A 19,862-nucleotide genomic window follows, 5' to 3' on the forward strand; every position below is an offset into this window, starting at 1 on the left:
CCGGGGTTTGCTGTTACTCGACGAAAATGTGCGGATAAAAGCGCGACAGATCCTGAGTGATCAGCGCCCGGTCTTCGCGAATGCCAATTCCCGCCGGCTGGTCGTTAATCAGCCAGCTGCCGATGAGCGTGTAGCTGTCGCCAAACTTCGGCAACGGATAGAACGCCTGGACGATGGTGCCCTCTTCACCGTACGGCCCTTCTACCGCCTCCAGCACTTTGCCATTCTCCACTATAGAGATGTTAGCGCCTTCGCGGGAGAAGATCGGTTTGATAACGTACTTCTCCAGCTCCGGATGCGCATCTTCGCTGAAATAAGCGGCCAGCAGGTTCGGATGGTTGGGGAACATCTCCCACAGCAGTGGCAGCAGCGCTTTGTTGGAGATAATGCTCTTCCACGCCGGCTCCAGCCAGCGCACGCCTGCATCTTCCAGCTTGGTGGAGAACACCTCGCGCAGCATGTACTCCCATGGATAGAGCTTGAACAGATTACCAATCACCTGATCCTGCAGGTCGGTAAACTGGCCTTTTTCGCCGAGACCAATATCTTCGATGTAGAGGAACTCGGTTGCCACGCCCGCTTCTGCGGCGCAGTCCTGCAAATATTGCACGGTACCGCGGTCTTCAACGGTATCGCGACAGCAGGCCATATGCAGCAGCTGGAAGCCGAACTGCTCGCGCAGCTCGCCAAAGCGATCGATCAGCTTCTCCTGCAGGCTGTTGAACTGATCGCTGCCCGCCGGCAGCTGACCAGCGTTCAGCTGATCTTCCATCCAGATCCACTGGAAGAATGCCGCTTCATAGAGGGACGTTGGCGTATCGGCGTTGTTCTCCAGCAGCTTCGGTTCACCCACGCCGTCCCACGCGAGATCGAGACGCGAATACAGCGAGGGCTGATGGGTTTTCCACGACTGGCGTACGAAGCCCCAGGTGTGTTTGGGGATGCGAAATTTGGCCATTAACTCATCGCTGGCGATGACTTTTTCCACCGCCTGCAGACACATCTGATGCAGCTCAGCGGTGACCTCTTCAAGCTTTTCAACCTGCGCCAGCGTCAGTTTGTAATAGGCTTCTTCGCTCCAGTATGGCTCGCCATACATGGTGTGAAAGTTAAAGCCATATTCTGTCGCCTTTTCGCGCCAGTCCGGGCGCTCGGTAATGCTGATTCTTTCCATGTCGCTTAGCCGCCCATCGAGCGTGAAGAAGAGGAGCTTGCTGAGCTACGCTGCATGGTTGATTGCTTAGCGACCGAGTCGCCAAACCCGCCGCGCGTCACGGTGCTGGTGGTGGCTGGTTTTGGCGCCATCGCAGTTTTCGGCACGGTCATGGTACGGCCCGGCTGCGCTGCGCCGTAGCTCTTACCGCCCGCGTCGGTGTATTTACCATAGGCCGGGCTGGCCGGGTTTTTTGAGCTGAACAGCGGCTGCTGAGCGCCCATTCCGCCGCCCATCATCCGGCCCATCATGTAGCCCGCCATCAGCGGCATCCAGAAGCTGCCGCTGCTTTGCGCCTGGGCCTGGTTTTCCGGAGCCATGCCTGCCTGAGCCGGCGCCTGCTGGCACTGACCTTCACCGAATTCGGCGACGCAATCTTCACGAGAGGCGTATTTCGGCGCGGTACGTTCTGCTTCTTTGAGTGCGTTGTTGTAAGCGGTGGTGCACTCTGCGGATTTGCTCGGGTTAGCGGCAGAGCAGTCATCGGCGTTTTGATACAGAGAAACCGTTTCATCGCTTTGTTCACAGCCGGCGAGCATAAATACCGCCGTCACGGCGAGCGCAACGGGAGTTAAATGACGAGCGCTCCAGCTTTTGCGGAAGGAGGCGTGTTTAATATTTTTTGTCCGTTTCATGTTTGTCTTCCTGGACCCAGTGGTATGCGTTTTGTTAACGCTCAGGATAGAGGATGAGTGGTGGAAAATGAAGCGAATAGGGGCGGAAAGCGGGGGATCTTTACGTTGCCTTACGTTTAACGCTTCGCTTACCCGCGGGGTAAGCGAAGCGTGGAGTGCGCAAGCTTAATTACTGGCGGAACGGATTGCTGCCGCTGGTGCTGCGTGCGGAAGCCGGTTTTGCCGCGGCGGTGTTGCTGTAGCCGTCAGCGCTGGCATCCTGCTGCGGATTTTCCGGCGCCACGCTGTCCGGCGAGGTCGGAATCGCTTTACCCAGCGTGTTGTTCAGCGCAACCAGGTCCTGCTCGTTCAGCGTACCGAGCGCGGACTTGATGTTCAGCTCGTTAATCAGGTAGTTATAACGCGCGTTGGACAGCTGCTGTTTTGCGTTATACAGCGTGGTGGTCGCGTCCAGGACATCGACGATGGTACGCGTACCCACTGAATAACCGGCTTCCATGGCATCCAGTGAACTTTGGGCAGACACCACGGCCTGTTTGTAGGCATTGATGCTGCTGATGGACGCGTTCACGTTGTTAAAAGAGGAACGAACGGTCTGCACCACGCTACGATGCGCGCTTTCCAGCTGCTCGCTGGCGCCGACAAAGTTGTACTGCGCCTGTTTAACCTGGGAGTTCACCATCCCGCCCTGATACAGCGGCAGGGAGAAGTTCAGGCCGATTTGGTTCTGCCCGATATCTCTGTCCTGCGTGGTGTTTTTAGAACCACTGTAGCTGTTATTAGATACGCTACTGGACGCGTTTAAATTCAGGGTCGGCAGATGCCCATCCTGCGCCTGGCGAATTTGCTCGCGCGCCAGGTCCTGGCTGAGTCGGGCCTGCAGCAGCGACAGGTTGCGGTTTTCCGCTTCTTTCAGCAGCGCGTTCACCGCCGATGGTTTAGTGGTTTTAAAACCATCAACGTTCAGCGAGGCCAGCTCCGGATAGTAGTTGCCGGTCACCTGGCGCAGCCCTTCTACGGCGTTATCGAGGTCGTTGCGCGCGGTGACTTCATTCGCCAGCACGGCATCGTACTGCGAACGGGCGTTCTGTACGTCAGTAATCGCCACCAGGCCAACGTTAAAGCGCTGGGTGGTCTGATCTAACTGGCGGTAAATAGCCTGTTTCTGCGCTTCGGTATAGGAGAGCGTATCGATCGCGGCCAGCACTTTAAAATAGGCCGTCGCGGTGTTCAGAATCAGCGTTTGCTGATCCGTCTGATAGGTGACGTCCTGAATGCCGGCGTTCTTTTCCTGCAGCGTCAGCGCACGCCATTTCGACATATCAAACAGAACCTGCGTGAGCTGCAGCGATCCGCTGGTGACGTCGGAATTCTGGTCTTTAGCATCACGGAAGCCGCTGGTATAGGTATAATCTGCACCCAGACCGAGCTGTGGCAATAACGGGCTACGCGCTTCGTTGATCTTCTCGAATGCGGCATCACGATCGGCTGCTGATTTACGCAGATCAGGGTTGCTGACACGCGCCTGCTGATAAACCTGCAGCAGGTTTTCAGCCTGGCTCATGGCGCTGAAGCCAGTCAGGCCCAGGCCGATAAGGATGGGAAAGAGTTTCTTCATTTGCATTCCTTGTTGTGAAGCATTTAGCGCTACTCAAATTCTAAAAATAATCACTGATTGTATAGAGTCTGTTACCGTAAAAAGTTGGCGTTATGTGCCATGGGGCGGTAATTTGCACCAATCTAGCATACGAGCCGTAAAACGGTAGCCACACCGCCTATAAATTCATAACTTCATGTTCTACAGGATATCGAAATGAGCGACGTCAATCAGCAGGGGATTACCTTCTCTAAAAACGATGTAGAAATTATTGCACGCGAAACGCTTTATCGCGGTTTTTTTTCGCTCGATTTATATCGTTTTCGCCATCGCCTGTTTAACGGCGGGATGAGCGGCGAAGTGACCCGCGAAATTTTTGAGCGCGGCCACGCCGCAGTCTTGCTACCCTTTGACCCGGTACGCGATGAAGTTGTGCTCGTCGAGCAGATCCGTATTGCGGCGTATGATACCAGCGCGAGCCCGTGGCTGCTCGAAATGGTCGCCGGTATGATAGAAGAAGGCGAATCTCCTGAAGATGTCGCCCGTCGTGAAGCGGTGGAAGAGGCCGGGCTTATTGTTGGCCGGGTTAAACCGGTCCTGAGCTACCTGGCCAGCCCCGGCGGCACCAGCGAAAGGCTGTCTATTATGGTGGGTGAAGTCGATGCAACGACGGCAAAAGGAATTCATGGACTGGCCGACGAAAACGAGGATATTCGCGTTCATGTGGTGAGCCGGGAACAGGCTTACAGATGGGTGGAAGAGGGGAAAATCGACAACGCAGCCTCTGTCATCGCGCTGCAATGGCTGCAACTGCATTATCACAATTTACGAAACGAGTGGACAAAATGAAGCGTTATACGCCTGACTTTCCTGAAATGATGCGCCTGTGTGAAACCAACTTTGCCCAGCTGCGCCGCCTGTTGCCGCGAACGGATGCAGCGGGAGAAAAGGTGAGTTACCAGGTGGGCAACGCGCAATACCGATTAACCATCGTCGAATCGACCCGCTACACTACGTTAGTGGCGATTGAACAGACGGCGCCGTCGGTGAGCTACTGGAGTCTGCCGTCAATGACGGTACGGCTCTATCACGATGCAATGGTCGCTGAAGTGTGTTCAAGTCAGCAGATCTTTCGCTTTAAAGCGCGGTATGATTATCCTAATAAAAAGTTGCATCAACGCGACGAAAAGCATCAAATTAATCAGTTTCTGGCCGATTGGCTGCGATACTGTTTTGCACATGGAGCGATGGCGATTCCGGTTTGTTAGCGTCGTGAAACCTAAGGACACCATTTGGAAAGCCTGTTAAACCTACCTTTGGCTGGTGAGGCCAGAGTCAGGATATTACAAATTACCGATACTCACCTGTTTGCTGAAAAACATGAAACGCTGTTAGGTATCAATACCTGGGAAAGCTATCAGGCCGTACTGGATGCGATCCACGCCTCACAGCGAGAGTGCGACCTGATCGTTGCTACAGGCGATTTGGCGCAAGATCACTCTGCCGCGGCCTACCAGCATTTTGCTGAAGGCATCGCGAGTTTTACTGCACCCTGCGTCTGGCTACCGGGTAATCATGATTTTCAACCGGCAATGTACAGCACGCTGCAGGAATCCGGCATCTCTCCCGCTAAACGCGTATTGCTGGGCGACCACTGGCAAGTATTGCTGATGGATAGCCAGGTGTTCGGCGTGCCGCACGGCGAGCTGAGCGATTTCCAGCTGGAATGGCTTGAGCAGAAGCTGACCGAAGTTCCGCAGCGCTATACGCTGCTGCTGTTGCACCATCATCCCATGCCGTCAGGCTGTAGCTGGCTGGATCAGCATAGCCTGCGCAATGCCGGGGCGCTTGATTGCGCGCTGGCCGCTTTTCCTCGCGTTAAGCATCTGCTCTGCGGCCATATTCACCAGGAGCTGGACCTTGACTGGAACGGACGGCGCATGATGGCCACGCCATCCACCTGCGTGCAGTTTAAGCCGCACTGCGCGAACTTCACGCTCGATACCGTCTCCCCAGGCTGGCGCTGGCTGGAACTGCATCCTGACGGCACATTGACCACTGAAGTTTGCCGCCTCGAAGGCGTGAAATTTCACCCGGATATCGCTTCAGAAGGATACTGATGTCTACGCTTCTCTATCTGCATGGTTTTAACAGCTCGCCTCGGTCGGCAAAAGCGACTGCGCTGAAAGCGTGGCTGGCGCAGACCTATCCTGACATCTCGATGGTGATACCGGAGCTCCCGGTTTATCCCGCGCAGGCGGCTGAGCATCTGGAGTCTATCGTGCTGGAGCATGGCGGTGAACCGCTGGGCGTTGTCGGGTCGTCGCTGGGGGGATATTACGCGACCTGGCTATCGCAGTGCTTTATGCTGCCCGCCGTGGTAGTGAACCCCGCGGTGCGCCCGTTTGAGCTGTTGAACAATTTCCTTGGCCCCAATGAGAATCCATACACGGGGCAGCAATATGTGCTAGAGTCTCGCCATATTTACGATCTCAAGGTCATGCAAATTGACCCGCTGGAAGCGCCGGATTTAATCTGGTTATTGCAGCAAACGGGTGATGAAGTGCTTGATTACCGCCAGGCCGTGGATTATTTCGCCTCCTGCCGACAAACGGTAGAGGAGGGCGGTAATCACGCATTTGTTGGCTTTGAAGATCATTTCACTCAGATTATCGATTTTCTGGGCCTGCGCTGAGCGGTTCGGAACGACCTACGAATACACACCATGACGCAATCTTCATATAACGCTGATGCCATTGAGGTACTCACCGGGCTAGAGCCGGTTCGCCGCCGTCCGGGAATGTACACTGATACCACACGTCCAAACCATCTTGGTCAGGAAGTTATTGATAACAGCGTGGATGAGGCCCTGGCCGGTCACGCGAAACGCGTGGAGGTGATTCTCCATGCCGATCAGTCGTTGGAAGTTATCGACGATGGACGCGGAATGCCGGTGGATATCCACCCTGAAGAGGGGGTTCCGGCAGTTGAACTGATTCTTTGCCGCCTGCACGCCGGGGGGAAGTTCTCCAATAAGAACTACCAGTTCTCCGGCGGCCTGCACGGCGTAGGGATTTCGGTGGTCAACGCCTTATCGAAACGCGTTGAGGTGAACGTGCGCCGCGACGGCCAGGTCTACAGCATCGCGTTTGAAAACGGCGATAAAGTAGAAGATCTCCACGTGACGGGTACCTGCGGTAAGCGCAATACCGGTACCAGCGTGCACTTCTGGCCGGACGAAAGCTTTTTCGATAGCCCGCGTTTTTCCGTCTCGCGCCTTTCTCATTTATTAAAGGCCAAGGCCGTTCTCTGCCCGGGCGTAGAGATTGTTTTCCGCGATCTGGTTAACGACAGCGAACAGCGCTGGTGCTACGCCGATGGTCTGACCGACTATCTTAGCGAAGCGGTTAACGGCCTGCCGCTGCTGCCGGAAAAACCGTTCGTCGGCACCTTCTCCGGCGATACCGAAGCGGTTGACTGGGCGCTGCTGTGGCTGCCGGAAGGCGGTGAACTGCTGACCGAAAGCTACGTCAACCTGATCCCGACGATGCAGGGCGGTACCCACGTTAACGGCCTGCGCCAGGGGCTGCTGGACGCCATGCGCGAGTTCTGCGAATACCGCAATATTCTGCCGCGCGGCGTAAAGCTGTCGGCGGAAGATATCTGGGAGCGCTGCGCCTACGTCCTGTCCGTGAAGATGCAGGACCCGCAGTTTGCCGGGCAAACGAAAGAGCGCCTCTCTTCACGTCAGTGCGCCGCGTTTGTTTCCGGGGTGGTCAAAGATGCCTTCAGCCTGTGGCTGAACCAGAACGTTCAGTCGGCAGAGCTGCTGGCGGAAATGGCGATCTCCAGCGCCCAGCGTCGCCTGCGCGCGGCGAAGAAAGTGGTGCGTAAAAAGCTGACCAGCGGTCCGGCGCTGCCCGGCAAGCTGGCGGACTGTACCGCCCAGGATTTGAACCGAACCGAACTGTTCCTTGTGGAAGGGGATTCGGCGGGCGGATCGGCCAAGCAGGCGCGCGATCGCGAGTATCAGGCGATCATGCCGCTGAAAGGTAAAATCCTGAACACCTGGGAAGTCTCTTCCGATGAGGTGCTGGCTTCCCAGGAAGTGCATGATATTTCCGTCGCCATCGGTATCGACCCGGATAGCGACGACCTGAGCCAGCTGCGCTACGGCAAGATTTGTATTCTGGCGGATGCCGACTCCGACGGCCTGCACATCGCGACGCTGCTGTGCGCGCTGTTTGTCAGGCACTTCCGCACGCTGGTTAAGCAGGGTCACGTCTACGTGGCGCTGCCGCCCCTGTACCGTATCGACCTCGGCAAAGAGGTGTATTACGCGCTTACAGAAGAAGAGAAAACCGGCGTGCTGGAGCAGCTTAAGCGCAAGAAAGGCAAGCCGAACGTGCAGCGCTTTAAAGGGCTGGGCGAGATGAACCCGATGCAGCTGCGCGAGACCACGCTGGATCCGAATACCCGCCGTCTGGTACAGCTGATTATCAACGATGAAGACGAGCAGCAGACGACCGCCATGATGGATATGCTGTTAGCGAAGAAGCGTTCTGAAGATCGGCGTAACTGGCTGCAGGAGAAGGGCGATCTGGCGGAGCTGGACGGATAATAAAAAATCGGCCGGGAAACCGGCCGATGTCGTTTGCTTGCTTAAATACCCGCTTCAAGAATACGAATATTCATTTCCAGCACGTCGCCTTTCACGGCTTCGCCGTAGGCTTTCATGTGCGGCGTCTGCAGGTGCGCTTCAAGATGCGCGACGCTTTCCCACTGCTCGACCATCACGATGGAATCCGGTGAAGTAGTCTGAAAACTGACGCCAGCGGCGTGATCCACCAGCGGCGCATAGCCGTGGCAGCCTTCTTCCTGGAGAACGGTCGGGGTAATTTTTGCGAACTGATCCAGCACCGCCTGACGATGGTGTTGGCCCGGACGAGTGCGAATTTCAGCGATCACTGTCAACATGGTTAACTCAACTCCTTCTGTATATTCTCATCATACTTCAAGCCGCCGCTAAAATGAGCCGCGCTTGTCGTCTTTTCATAACTCACTACAGTTAACCAAAAATTTCCGCCAGATGCTTGCGATATTCTGCCGTATAACGCGGAACATCGGGCATTTTGATCACATCGTTGGCGATGAAGGTGGGCAGGGCGCTCATCCCAAGGAACTGGTTGGCCTTATGGAATGGCAGGTATACCCCGTCGACGCCAACGCCGTGGAAGAACTGATCTTTCTCGGTGAACGCTTCCATCGGCGCGTTCCAGGTCAGGGACAGCATATATTTTTTCCCCTGAATCAGGCCGCCGGAACCATATTTCTTACTGGCGTCGGAGCGGGTGCGGCCATCGCTGGCATACAGCGCGCCGTGACCTTCGGTAAAGACATCATCAATGTATTTTTTCACCGTCCACGGTGCGCCCATCCACCAGCCCGGCATCTGCCAGATAACCACGTCTGCCCAGAGAAAATTCTGCACTTCTTCTTTGATGTCGTAGTCGCTCTCGGCGCGGACGACCTTAACATCATGCCCGGCGTCGCGCAGATAACCATCCGCGACCTCGGTCAGGGTGTCGTTCAGCTGGCCGTTAGAGTGGGCGAATTTTTTCGCACCGTTAATAATCAGGATGTTGCTCATTTTTTATCCTCAACTTTTCAATTTTGAGGCTAATTTTACCCCGCCGGGCAAAGCGGTAAAATGAGCAAAATGTGCAAAGTCTTTTGCTTTTTTAGCAATAATGCCGCTACCAGCGAATGCGCGCCTCGAATCCGCCGTCCCGGGCGTTGTCGAAGCTGGCCGTCATCCCGTGCAGCGCGGCGATGCGTTTGACGATGGAGAGCCCAAGGCCGCTGCCGGGCTGTTCCTGGCCGGGAGGGCGATAAAAGCGCTCGCCGATGCGCGTCAGGGCCTCGGCGCTGATGCCCGGGCCGTTGTCGCGTACGCGAAATTCACCCGCATCAAGGATGATGTCGACCTGGCGCCCGGCGGCGCTATAGCGCACGGCGTTATCCAGAAGATTGCGCACCAGCAGGCTCAGCAGCAGCGGCTGGCCGGTGCGCGTGATGTTTTTCGCGTTCAGGTGCAGGCGTAGCTCAACGCCGGCCTGCTGGGCGGGGTGGTACATCTCCATGACCGCCGACTGCAGCAGTTCATCAAGGGCGATAGTCTGGAGATCGTCCAGCTGCGCCAGCGAATCCAGACGCGACAGGGTGAGCAGCTGGTCGACCAGGCGAGTGGCGCGATCGATTCCCTGGTGAAGCTGCGCCAGCGCTTTATCCAGCCCTTGCGGATCGTCCGTTGAGAGCTGAGCCACTTCGGTCTGCACCTTCAGCGCCGCCAGCGGGCTGCGCAGCTCGTGGGCGGCATCGGACGTGAAGCGACGCTCGCGGATCATGGTGTCATGCGTCCGGGTAAAGAGCTGATTTAGCGCGTCGACCAGCGGGCGAACTTCGCTGGGCACGTTCTCGCTATTTAGCGTTTCGGCGGAGTCCGGCGCCCGGGCGCGCAGCGTGGTGGCCAGCTTTTTCAGCGGCGCCAGCTCCCGGCTCAACAGCACGATGAGCAGCAAAAACATCAGCGGCAGCGCAACCAGCCAGGGCGTAAGCTGGGAGGTGACGATATCCAGCGCCATCTCGCGGCGGTAATCCCACTCCTGACCGACGGCGATACGATGGCGACCGTCGCGGGTGGTAAGCCACAGGAAGCGCCACTCGTCATCGTCGCCGCGCAGGTAGCCATCGCTGAACCCCTCCCGATGGTTACCCCACGGGATATCCTGGCCATTTTCGCCATCGTTAAGCACCATTTTGCCATCGGCGGTAAAGATAGCGAAAGCCAGCGCATCGTCATCGAGATGGCCATGTTTGACCTTTTTCTGCTCCCGTACCTGCGGAGCGAGGGTATGGAGTTCGTCAACATTCATCGCGCTCAGGCGGCGGGCGAACAGCAGCTGCTGGGTATCGAACAGTTTATCCAGTTTGTCGGCGGTTTGTTGCCAGGCCACAAGGCTGGCAATGCCCCAGGCGGCGCTGGTCAGCAGCAGAAAAAGCAGCGTCAGGCGGACGCGCAGGCTCAGTCTACCCAGTCGTTTCATGCATCCCCCAGGGTATAACCGATGCCGTGCACGGTGCGAATGAAGCCGCTGCCGAGCTTACGGCGCAGATGATGGACGTGTACTTCTACCGCGTTACTGGAGACATCGTCATCCCAGCTATAGAGCTTTTCCTCAATCAGCTTACGCGGCAGCACGCGTCCGGCGTTGCGCATCAGGAGTTCCAGCAGAGCAAACTCCTTTGGCTTGAGCGGCAGGCTCTCGCCGTTTAGCGTGGTCGTGAGTCGGCCTGGATCGAGAACAACATTGCCGTGCCGCAGCTCGCTGCTGCTGTGGCCGTGGGCGCGACGCATCAGCGCTTCCAGACGCGCGGCGACTTCAACCAGTGCGAAAGGTTTGCAGAGGTAGTCATCGGCGCCGAGACGTAACCCTTCAACGCGCTGGCTGAGCGCGTCGCGGGCGGTGAGGATCAGTACCGGTTCGTGGCGGCCTTTGTCGCGCCATTCGCGCAGAATATCCAGCCCATCGATGCCGGGCAGGGTCAGGTCCAGAATAATGGCGTCGTAAGGGGCGTGGTACAGCGCGGCTTTGCCCTCTTCGCCGCGGGTAAACCAGTCGACGCTGAAGCCCAGCTTGGTCAGTCCGGTTTTGAGGCCGTCACCGATCAGTTTGTCGTCTTCCACCAGTAAAATGCGCATTTTCTGCTCCTGTGTCCCTCGGATATTCCCGCAGTAAAGCGCGTTGCGGCGCGCGCTGTACAGGAATAAAATTTATTTTTTCCGCTTAAGAAGTCGTTAAGTTTTGCCCGGTGTAATGGTGACGATATAAACACAAAGGGAGAACACATCATGAAGAAAATCGCCGCAATGACCGCTATCATCGCCTTAGTTTCCATGCCGGTACTGGCCGCCGGGCAGGGCGGATTTTCCGGACCCGGCTCGACGCAAACCAGCCAGACGACCACGCAAAACGGCGGGTTCATTGGCCCGAACGGGAGCGTAACGACGGTTGCGAATGCGAAAAGCCTGCGTGACGATACCTGGGTGACCCTGCGCGGTAAAATCGTGGAGCGTATTTCCGACGACCTGTATAAATTCCAGGACAGCTCCGGCACCGTGAACGTCGATATCGATCACAAGCGCTGGAACGGCGTGACCGTGACCCCGCAGGATACGGTAGAGATTCAGGGTGAAGTGGATAAAGACTGGAACTCAGTGGAAATCGACGTAAAGCAGATTCGTAAAATCACGCCATAATTTTCTTATCATCTTAAGCAAGATCGGTCAGGAACCGCACTCCTCGCTCTGTCAGAGTATGTTTCCGGGAGGATGCGATGAACGATACTCAGGTAAGCCCGGCCTTTGCCGGGCGTTTTCAGCAAGTGTGCTTGTACATTGAACGCCATCTGGACACGCCGCTGTCGCTGGAGACGCTTAGTGCGATAGCCCACAGCTCGCCGTATCATTTTCACCGGCAATTCAGCGCCTATAGCGGGGTACCGCTCTATCGCTATATCCAGTGGCTACGTCTGCGTCGCGCCTGTTGGCGACTGGCGTTTAATCCACAGGAAAAGATTATCGATATTGCCCTTGATGCGGGGTTCCAGAATCCTGAGTCGTTCAGTCGTGCCTTCCGCAGCGCTTTCGCGCAAAGCCCCAGCCAGTTCCGTCAACAGCCGGACTGGCTGGAATGGCATCGACGTGTGCCGAAACATACGCTACAGGAGCAACACCCGATGGATGTTAAAATAATCCAGCTACCTACCACTCAGATCGCGAGGCTGCGGCATCGCGGCAACCCTGATTTAGTCAATGAGACCGCCGCGAAGTTTATCGCCTGGCGCAAGGTGAGCGGTCTGTCCCCGGTCGCCAGCTGCGCAACCTGGGGAATCTCCTGGGACGACCCCGCGGCCACCCCGGCTGACGATTTTCGTTTCGATATTGGCGGTACGGTCAGCCAGCCGGTGCCGGAAAACAGCTTCGGCGTGGTGAATGGCGAGATCCCCGGCGGACGTTGCGCAGTGGTGCGTCATCACGGCTCTCTGGACACGCTCGCGCAGAGCATCTGGTTTCTTTATCGCGACTGGCTGCCCGCATCGGGAGAGTCGCTGCGCGATTTCCCTGTTTTCTTTCGCTACCTCACTTTCGTGCATGAAGTCGGTGAGCATGAGCTGCAGACGGACGTTTATCTTCCGCTGAAATGAAGGATGTCCACTGAATTCCTCAACCAGCCTAACGCCCTGTGACTCAGGGCGTCAGATAGGGTATTATCGCCGGTAGTTTTGCCGTCCGAACGGCCGGTACGCAGATTGAGGATTCACGATTAATGAGCGATATGGCAGAGCGCCTTGCGCTGCATGAATTTACGGAAAACGCCTACCTGAACTACTCCATGTACGTCATCATGGACAGGGCGCTGCCGTTTATTGGCGATGGCCTGAAGCCGGTCCAGCGTCGCATCGTCTATGCGATGTCTGAGCTGGGTCTCAACGCCAGCGCCAAGTTCAAAAAGTCCGCCCGCACCGTCGGCGACGTGCTGGGTAAATACCATCCGCACGGCGATAGCGCCTGCTATGAAGCCATGGTGCTGATGGCGCAACCCTTCTCTTACCGCTATCCGCTTGTTGACGGTCAGGGGAACTGGGGGGCACCGGACGATCCTAAATCCTTCGCCGCGATGCGTTATACCGAATCCCGTTTGTCGAAGTATGCTGAACTGCTGCTGAGCGAACTGGGGCAGGGCACCGTTGACTGGGTACCGAACTTCGACGGCACTTTGCAGGAGCCGAAGATGCTGCCTGCGCGCTTGCCTAATATTCTGCTCAACGGCACTACCGGCATTGCCGTCGGCATGGCGACGGATATTCCGCCGCACAACCTGCGTGAAGTCGCTCAGGCGGCCATTACCCTGATTGAAAAACCGCAGACCTCGCTGGACGATCTGCTGGATATCGTACAGGGGCCGGATTACCCGACCGAAGCGGAAATCATCACCCCCCGCGCCGAGATCCGCAAAATCTACCAGAATGGCCGCGGTTCGGTGCGGATGCGCGCGGTGTGGGCGAAAGAAGACGGCGCGGTGGTGATCAGCGCGCTGCCGCATCAGGTTTCCGGCGCCCGCGTGCTCGAGCAGATCGCCGCCCAGATGCGCAACAAAAAGCTGCCGATGGTGGATGACCTGCGCGACGAATCGGATCACGAAAACCCGACTCGCCTGGTGATCGTCCCGCGCTCTAACCGCGTGGATATGGAGCAGGTGATGAACCACCTGTTCGCGACGACCGATCTGGAAAAGAGCTATCGTATCAACCTGAATATGATCGGGCTCGATAACCGTCCGGCGGTAAAAAATCTGCTGGAAATCCTCTCGGAATGGCTGACTTTCCGCCGCGATACCGTGCGCCGTCGTCTCAGCTACCGTCTGGAAAAAGTCCTTAAGCGCCTGCATATCCTGGAAGGTTTGCTGGTGGCGTTTCTGAATATCGATGAAGTTATCGAAATTATCCGTCACGAAGATGAGCCTAAGCCGGCCCTGATGTCGCGCTTTGGCATCAGCGAAACTCAGGCGGAAGCGATTCTGGAGTTAAAACTGCGTCATCTCGCCCGGCTGGAAGAGATGAAGATTCGCGGTGAGCAGAACGAGCTGGAAAAAGAGCGCGACCATCTGCAGGCCATTCTGGCTTCTGAACGCAAAATGAATAACCTGCTGAAGAAAGAGCTGCAGGCCGACGCCGACGCCTTTGGCGACGATCGCCGTTCACCGCTGCGCGAGCGTGAAGAAGCGAAAGCGATGAGCGAGCACGATATGCTGCCGTCCGAGCCGGTCACCATCGTTCTGTCGCAGAGCGGCTGGGTGCGCAGCGCCAAAGGCCACGATATCGACGCGCCGGGGCTGAACTATAAAGCGGGCGACAGTTTTAAAGCCGCAGTGAAAGGGAAGAGCAATCAGCCGGTGGTCTTTATTGACACCACCGGGCGTAGCTACGCGATTGACCCGATCACCCTGCCGTCCGCACGCGGACAGGGCGAGCCGCTCACCGGTAAGCTGACGCTGCCGCCGGGGGCGACGGTAGAACATATGCTGATGGAGGCCGATGACCAAAAACTGCTGCTGGCTTCCGACGCAGGCTACGGGTTTATTTGTACTTTCAACGATCTGGTCGCGCGCAATCGTGCCGGTAAGACGTTGATTAGCCTTCCGGATAACGCGCACGTAATGCCGCCGCTGGTGATTGAGGATGAGTCCGATATGCTGCTGGCCATTACCGCAGCCGGCCGCATGCTGATGTTCCCGGTGAGCGACCTGCCGCAGCTGTCGAAAGGCAAAGGCAACAAGATCATCAGTATTCCGTCGGCGGAAGCGGCTGCGGGCCAGGATGGCCTGGCGCACCTGTTCGTTCTGCCGCCGCAAAGTACGCTGACGATTCACGTCGGCAAACGGAAAATCAAACTACGTCCGGAAGAGCTGCAAAAAGTCACCGGCGAGCGCGGCCGCCGCGGCTCTCTGATGCGCGGATTACAGAAAATTGACCGGGTGGAGATTGATTCACCGCGTCGCGCCTCCGCGGGCGATAGCGAAGAGTAGGAGCATCCTCCCCCGCGGTTCGGCGGGGGAGGTTAATATTTACCGCAAAATCGTTGTTTATTCAGGCATTGCGATGAACAATATCCGCCAGCGTCATTCGAGATGCGCAACGCGCTTTGCAATGATGCCCGATGCCTGCAATCTGCGAAACAGCGAGTATAATTCTAAGCGGTTTGGGTTTCAGAGGTAGCTATGCTATTTATTTTTCGACTAATTATCGTTGTCATCTATTGTATTCTGGTCTGCATCTTCGGCTGTATTTATTGTCTGTTCAGCCCGCGTAACCCTAAGCACGTCGCCACCTTCGGCCACCTGTTTGGCAAACTGTCGCCGGTCTTCGGCCTGAAAGTCGAGCTGCGCAAGCCAGCCGACGCGGAAAGCTACGGCAACGCCATCTATATCGCTAACCACCAGAATAACTATGATATGGTGACGGCATCAAATATCGTGCAGCCGCCGACCGTGACCGTGGGTAAAAAGAGCCTGGCGTGGATCCCCTTTTTCGGCCAGCTCTACTGGCTCACGGGGAACCTGCTGATCGATCGCAATAACCGGGCAAAGGCGCATGGCACTATTGCCGAAGTCGTGAACGCATTTAAAAAGCGCAATATCTCTTTTTGGATGTTTCCGGAAGGGACCCGCAGCCGCGGCCGCGGTTTGCTGCCTTTTAAAACCGGCGCTTTTCATGCCGCTGTCGCGGCTGGCGTGCCAATTATTCCGGTGTGCGTGTCTAATACATCGAATAAAATTAATCTCAATCGCCTGAATAACGGTCTGGTGATTGTAGAAATGCTGCCGCCGGTAGATACCAGCCAGTATGGAAAAGAGGGCGTTCGCGCGCTGGCGACGCACTGCCGCGAGCTGATGTCCGCGAAAATCGCTGAGCTGGATAAAGAAGTTGCCGAACGCGAAGCGGCCGCAAAGAAATAACACAGGAAACGCGCGCAAACAGCGCGCGGATTGCTGGCGGGAAACGAATTCCCTTATTAATTAGTCAGTATTTCATGGAGTTAATATGTCACTCAGTCGGCGTCAGTTCATTAAGGCTTCAGGCGTAGCGCTGTGCGCGGGCGCCGCGCCGCTGAAGGCACAGGCCGCTGGCCAGCAGCCTGCGCTGCCGATCCCCCCTCTGCTGGAGTCCCGCCGCGGGCAGCCGCTATTCTTGACGCTACAGCGCGCGCACTGGTCGTTTACGCCTGGTACCCGCGCCTCGGTGTGGGGGATTAACGGTCGCTATATGGGGCCAACCATTCGCGTCTGGAACGGCGACGATGTCAAGCTGATCTACAGCAACCGCCTGACGGAAAACGTGGCGATGACCATCCGTGGTCTGCAGGTACCCGGTCCGCTGATCGGCGGCGCCGCGCGCATGATGTCCGCTAACGCCGACTGGGCGCCGGTATTGCCAATCCGCCAAAGCGCGGCGACCCTGTGGTATCAGGCCAATACCCCAAACCATATGGCAAAACAGGTCTATAACGGCCTGGCCGGCATGTGGCTGGTGGAAGATGATGTCAGTAAGAATCTGCCGATCCCCAATCACTACGGCGTGGATGATTTTCCGGTGATTATTCAGGACAAGCGTCTGGATAACTTCGGTACGCCTGAATACAGCGAGCCCGGTAGCGGTGGTTTCGTGGGCGATACGCTGCTGGTGAACGGCGTACAGGGGCCTTTCGTTGAGGTGTCGCGCGGCTGGGTGCGCCTGCGCCTGCTGAATGCGTCCAACTCCCGTCGCTATCAGCTGCAGATGAGCGATGGCCGATTGCTGCACGTGATTTCCGGTGACCAGGGGCTCCTGCCCGCGCCGGTTTCGCTGAAGCAGCTGTCGCTGGCGCCGGGCGAGCGTCGAGAAATTCTGGTCGATATGACCAACGGCGATGAAGTGTCGATCACCTGCGGGGAAGCGGCAAGCATCGTCGATCGTATTCGCGGCTTCTTCGAGCCGTCGAGCATTCTGATCTCCACGCTGATTCTGACATTGCGCCCGACGGGCCTGCTGCCGCTGGTGACCGATAGTCTGCCCGTGCGTTTGCTGCCGACGGAAATTCTGGCCGGCGCGGCGATTCGCAGCCGTGAGATCACCCTTGGCGACGATCCGGGGATCAACGGTCAGCTGTGGGATCCGCAGCGTATCGATATTACGGCGCAGCAGGGCACCTGGGAGCGCTGGATTGTGCGCGCCGATCGGCCGCAGTCGTTCCATATTGAAGGCGTCATGTTCCAGGTGCGTAACGTCAACGGCTCCGCGCCGTTCCCGGAAGATCGCGGCTGGAAGGATACCGTCTGGATCGACGGCCAGGTTGAACTGTTGGTCTATTACAATCAGCCCTCCTGGCCGCACTTCCCGTTCCAGTATTTAAGCCAGACGCTGGAGCTTGCCGACCGGGGCTCCATTGGCCAGATTCTGGTGAATCCGGCGCCGTAATTTATTCTGTCCCGGTTCCATGCGGCCGGGATTGGAAAAACCTCCTTCATTTCTTCCATCGTTCCGGCTTATAATCGCCGCCCTTTTTGATTATTTTTTTATCATTTCCCCGGAAGCAATATGAGCGCAATATCCCTGATCCAACCGGATCGTGACCTTTTCTCCTGGCCGCAGTACTGGGCCGCCTGCTTTGGCCCCGCGCCGTTCTTGCCGATGTCGCGAGAAGAGATGGATCAACTTGGCTGGGATAGCTGCGACATCATTCTGGTTACCGGCGATGCCTATGTCGATCACCCGAGCTTCGGCATGGCGATTTGCGGACGCATGCTGGAAGCGCAGGGATTTCGCGTGGGGATTATTTCCCAGCCGGACTGGAATAATAAAAACGATTTTATGCGCCTGGGTAAACCGAATCTGTTCTTCGGCGTCACCGCCGGCAACATGGATTCGATGATCAACCGCTACACCGCCGACCGCAAGCTGCGTCATGACGATGCCTACACGGCGGGTAACGTTGCCGGTAAACGCCCGGATCGCGCCACGCTGGTCTATACCCAGCGCTGTAAAGAAGCCTGGAAAGATGTCCCGGTGATCCTCGGCGGTATCGAAGCCAGCCTGCGCCGTACCGCGCACTACGACTACTGGTCTGATACCGTGCGTCGCTCGGTTCTGGTGGACTCCAAAGCCGATATGCTGATGTTCGGCAACGGCGAGCGTCCGCTGGTGGAAGTGGCGCACCGTCTGGCCGCCGGCGAGCCCATCGGGCAAATTCGTGACGTACGCAACACCGCCATCATGGTGAAAGAGGCGCTGCCGGGCTGGAGCGGAGTGGATTCCACGCGTCTGGATACACCGGGGAAAATCGACCCGATTCCGCATCCGTACGGTGAAGATTTGCCGTGCGCGGATAACAAAACCGTCGCACCGCCAAAACAGGAAGCGAAGCGCGTTACCGTGCAGCCCCCGCGTCCGAAGCCGTGGGAGAAGACCTACGTCCTGCTGCCTTCCTTTGAGAAGGTGAAAGGCGACAAGGTTCTCTACGCGCACGCGTCGCGTATTCTGCACCATGAAACCAATCCCGGCTGCGCCCGCGCGCTGATGCAGAAGCACGGCGAGCGCTATATCTGGGTTAACCCGCCCGCAATCCCGCTCTCCACCGAAGAGATGGATAGCGTGTTTGCCCTGCCGTATAAGCGCGTTCCGCATCCCTCATACGGCGATGCCCGCATTCCGGCCTACGAGATGATCCGCTTCTCGATTAACATTATGCGCGGCTGTTTTGGCGGCTGTTCCTTCTGCTCAATTACCGAGCATGAGGGGCGTATCATTCAGAGCCGTTCCGAAGATTCGATCATTAATGAAATCGAAGCGATTCGCGACACGGTTCCCGGTTTTACCGGCATTATTTCCGATCTTGGCGGCCCAACGGCCAACATGTATATGCTGCGCTGCAAGTCGCCGCGCGCCGAGCAGACCTGCCGCCGCCTGTCATGCGTTTATCCGGATATCTGCCCGCATATGGACACTAACCATGAGCCGACGATTAATCTCTATCGCCGGGCCCGTGACCTGAAAGGCATCAAAAAGATCCTCATCGCTTCCGGCGTACGTTACGACATCGCCGTTGAAGACCCGCGCTATATCAAAGAGCTGGCTACCCACCACGTTGGCGGCTATCTGAAGATTGCCCCGGAGCATACGGAAGAGGGACCGCTGTCGAAAATGATGAAGCCGGGTATGGGCAGCTACGATCGCTTTAAGCAGCTGTTTGATACCTATTCGAAGCAGGCCGGTAAAGAGCAGTATCTGATCCCATACTTTATTTCCGCCCACCCCGGCACGCGGGATGAAGATATGGTGAATCTGGCGCTGTGGCTTAAACAGCATCGTTTCCGCCTGGATCAGGTGCAGAACTTCTATCCGTCGCCGCTGGCGAACTCGACCACCATGTATTACACCGGCAAGAACCCGCTGGGTAAGATTGGCTATAAGAGTGAGGATGTGGTGGTGCCGAAGGGTGACAAACAGCGCCGCCTGCACAAGGCGCTGCTGCGCTATCACGATCCGGCCAACTGGCCGCTGATCCGTCAGGCGCTGGAAACCATGGGTAAAAAGCACCTGATCGGCAGCCGTCGCGATTGCCTGGTACCGGCGCCGACGATCGACGAAATGCGCGAAGCGCGTCGCCAGAACCGCCATACCCGTCCGGCGCTGACCAAGCATACGCCGATTGTGCACCAGCGCTCGAACGGCGGGGCAACGGCGAAGAAGCCCGTAAAACGCGGTAAGGTCGCCGGTCGTTAATTTGACTGCATTGCCCGCTGGCGCTTCGCTGACCGGG

17 protein-coding genes and 1 pseudogene are annotated in these 19,862 nt (G+C 57.1%); 11 read left to right on the forward strand and 7 right to left on the reverse strand.

Annotated features, from left to right (window positions below):
- Positions 1–13 precede the first annotated feature (13 nt).
- From JLG71_RS03570 to tolC, 3 genes are all read right to left on the reverse strand, one after another.
- Entirely contained in the window at positions 14–1,174 is a 1,161-nt protein-coding gene (locus JLG71_RS03570) for a glutathionylspermidine synthase family protein (RefSeq protein ID WP_049079783.1), read from the reverse strand.
- 5 nt (positions 1,175–1,179) lie between these two features.
- A complete protein-coding gene (locus JLG71_RS03575) occupies positions 1,180–1,848 on the reverse strand; it encodes a DUF1190 family protein (RefSeq protein WP_004125303.1) in 669 nt (222 codons plus the stop codon).
- Positions 1,849–2,017: 169 nt separating this feature from the next.
- A complete protein-coding gene (gene tolC, locus JLG71_RS03580; protein ID WP_004854252.1) occupies positions 2,018–3,466 on the reverse strand; it encodes an outer membrane channel protein TolC in 1,449 nt (482 codons plus the stop codon).
- A 195-nt stretch (positions 3,467–3,661) separates the two neighbouring features.
- On the opposite strand from tolC, the gene nudF reads away from it, so the two are divergent.
- The 5 genes from nudF to parE are packed head-to-tail and all read left to right on the forward strand — an operon-like array spanning position 3,662 to position 8,066.
- Entirely contained in the window at positions 3,662–4,294 is a 633-nt protein-coding gene (nudF, locus tag JLG71_RS03585) for an ADP-ribose diphosphatase (RefSeq protein ID WP_004854249.1), read from the forward strand.
- The gene (locus tag JLG71_RS03590; RefSeq protein ID WP_004854247.1) at positions 4,291–4,713 is read left to right on the forward strand and encodes a DUF1249 family protein; all 423 of its coding nucleotides are present in this window, start codon (positions 4,291–4,293) and stop codon (positions 4,711–4,713) included. Before nudF ends, JLG71_RS03590 begins: the two co-directional genes overlap by 4 nt.
- Before the next feature lie 24 nt (positions 4,714–4,737).
- Positions 4,738–5,565, forward strand: a complete 828-nt coding sequence (cpdA, locus tag JLG71_RS03595; RefSeq protein WP_004854245.1) for a 3',5'-cyclic-AMP phosphodiesterase — start codon at positions 4,738–4,740, stop codon at positions 5,563–5,565.
- Positions 5,565–6,140, forward strand: coding sequence for an esterase YqiA (yqiA, locus tag JLG71_RS03600; protein ID WP_004854243.1), 576 nt, complete (start codon positions 5,565–5,567; stop codon positions 6,138–6,140). Before cpdA ends, yqiA begins: the two co-directional genes overlap by 1 nt.
- A 30-nt stretch (positions 6,141–6,170) precedes the next feature.
- Positions 6,171–8,066, forward strand: coding sequence for a DNA topoisomerase IV subunit B (parE, locus tag JLG71_RS03605; protein ID WP_004854242.1), 1,896 nt, complete (start codon positions 6,171–6,173; stop codon positions 8,064–8,066).
- Between the two features lie 41 nt (positions 8,067–8,107).
- Here the strand turns inward: parE and JLG71_RS03610 are convergent, their stop codons facing one another.
- The 4 genes from JLG71_RS03610 to qseB form a co-directional block, all read right to left on the reverse strand.
- Positions 8,108–8,422 (reverse strand): putative quinol monooxygenase, encoded by a 315-nt coding sequence (locus JLG71_RS03610; protein ID WP_004125281.1) that lies wholly within the window; start codon positions 8,420–8,422, stop codon positions 8,108–8,110.
- A 91-nt stretch (positions 8,423–8,513) separates the two neighbouring features.
- Positions 8,514–9,095 (reverse strand): NAD(P)H-dependent oxidoreductase, encoded by a 582-nt coding sequence (locus JLG71_RS03615; protein WP_014226872.1) that lies wholly within the window; start codon positions 9,093–9,095, stop codon positions 8,514–8,516.
- A 106-nt stretch (positions 9,096–9,201) separates the two neighbouring features.
- The gene (gene qseC, locus JLG71_RS03620; RefSeq protein ID WP_064375100.1) at positions 9,202–10,551 is read right to left on the reverse strand and encodes a quorum sensing histidine kinase QseC; all 1,350 of its coding nucleotides are present in this window, start codon (positions 10,549–10,551) and stop codon (positions 9,202–9,204) included.
- Positions 10,548–11,207, reverse strand: coding sequence for a quorum sensing response regulator transcription factor QseB (gene qseB / locus JLG71_RS03625; protein WP_014226870.1), 660 nt, complete (start codon positions 11,205–11,207; stop codon positions 10,548–10,550). Before qseB ends, qseC begins: the two co-directional genes overlap by 4 nt.
- Positions 11,208–11,357: 150 nt before the next feature.
- Between qseB and JLG71_RS03630 the strand changes: the two genes are divergently transcribed.
- From JLG71_RS03630 to JLG71_RS03655, 6 genes and pseudogenes are all read left to right on the forward strand, one after another.
- The gene (locus JLG71_RS03630) at positions 11,358–11,765 is read left to right on the forward strand and encodes a YgiW/YdeI family stress tolerance OB fold protein (RefSeq protein ID WP_014839568.1); all 408 of its coding nucleotides are present in this window, start codon (positions 11,358–11,360) and stop codon (positions 11,763–11,765) included.
- A gap of 77 nt (positions 11,766–11,842) precedes the next feature.
- Positions 11,843–12,712, forward strand: coding sequence for an AraC family transcriptional regulator (locus tag JLG71_RS03635; RefSeq protein ID WP_009651841.1), 870 nt, complete (start codon positions 11,843–11,845; stop codon positions 12,710–12,712).
- A 122-nt stretch (positions 12,713–12,834) separates the two neighbouring features.
- Positions 12,835–15,093 carry a DNA topoisomerase IV subunit A gene (gene parC / locus JLG71_RS03640; protein ID WP_014226868.1) on the forward strand — a complete coding sequence of 753 codons (2,259 nt, stop codon included), beginning with the start codon at positions 12,835–12,837 and terminating at the stop codon, positions 15,091–15,093.
- Positions 15,094–15,285: 192 nt separating this feature from the next.
- The gene (gene plsC / locus JLG71_RS03645) at positions 15,286–16,023 is read left to right on the forward strand and encodes a 1-acylglycerol-3-phosphate O-acyltransferase (protein ID WP_004125254.1); all 738 of its coding nucleotides are present in this window, start codon (positions 15,286–15,288) and stop codon (positions 16,021–16,023) included.
- An 85-nt stretch (positions 16,024–16,108) separates the two neighbouring features.
- Entirely contained in the window at positions 16,109–17,521 is a 1,413-nt protein-coding gene (gene ftsP, locus JLG71_RS03650) for a cell division protein FtsP (RefSeq protein ID WP_004854230.1), read from the forward strand.
- Positions 17,522–17,551: 30 nt separating this feature from the next.
- Positions 17,552–19,792 (forward strand): annotated as a pseudogene (locus JLG71_RS03655) (YgiQ family radical SAM protein); the annotation flags it as partial.
- Positions 19,793–19,862 lie beyond the last annotated feature (70 nt).

The sequence above is a fragment of the Klebsiella michiganensis genome, from assembly GCF_015139575.1.
GTDB lineage: Bacteria > Pseudomonadota > Gammaproteobacteria > Enterobacterales > Enterobacteriaceae > Klebsiella > Klebsiella michiganensis.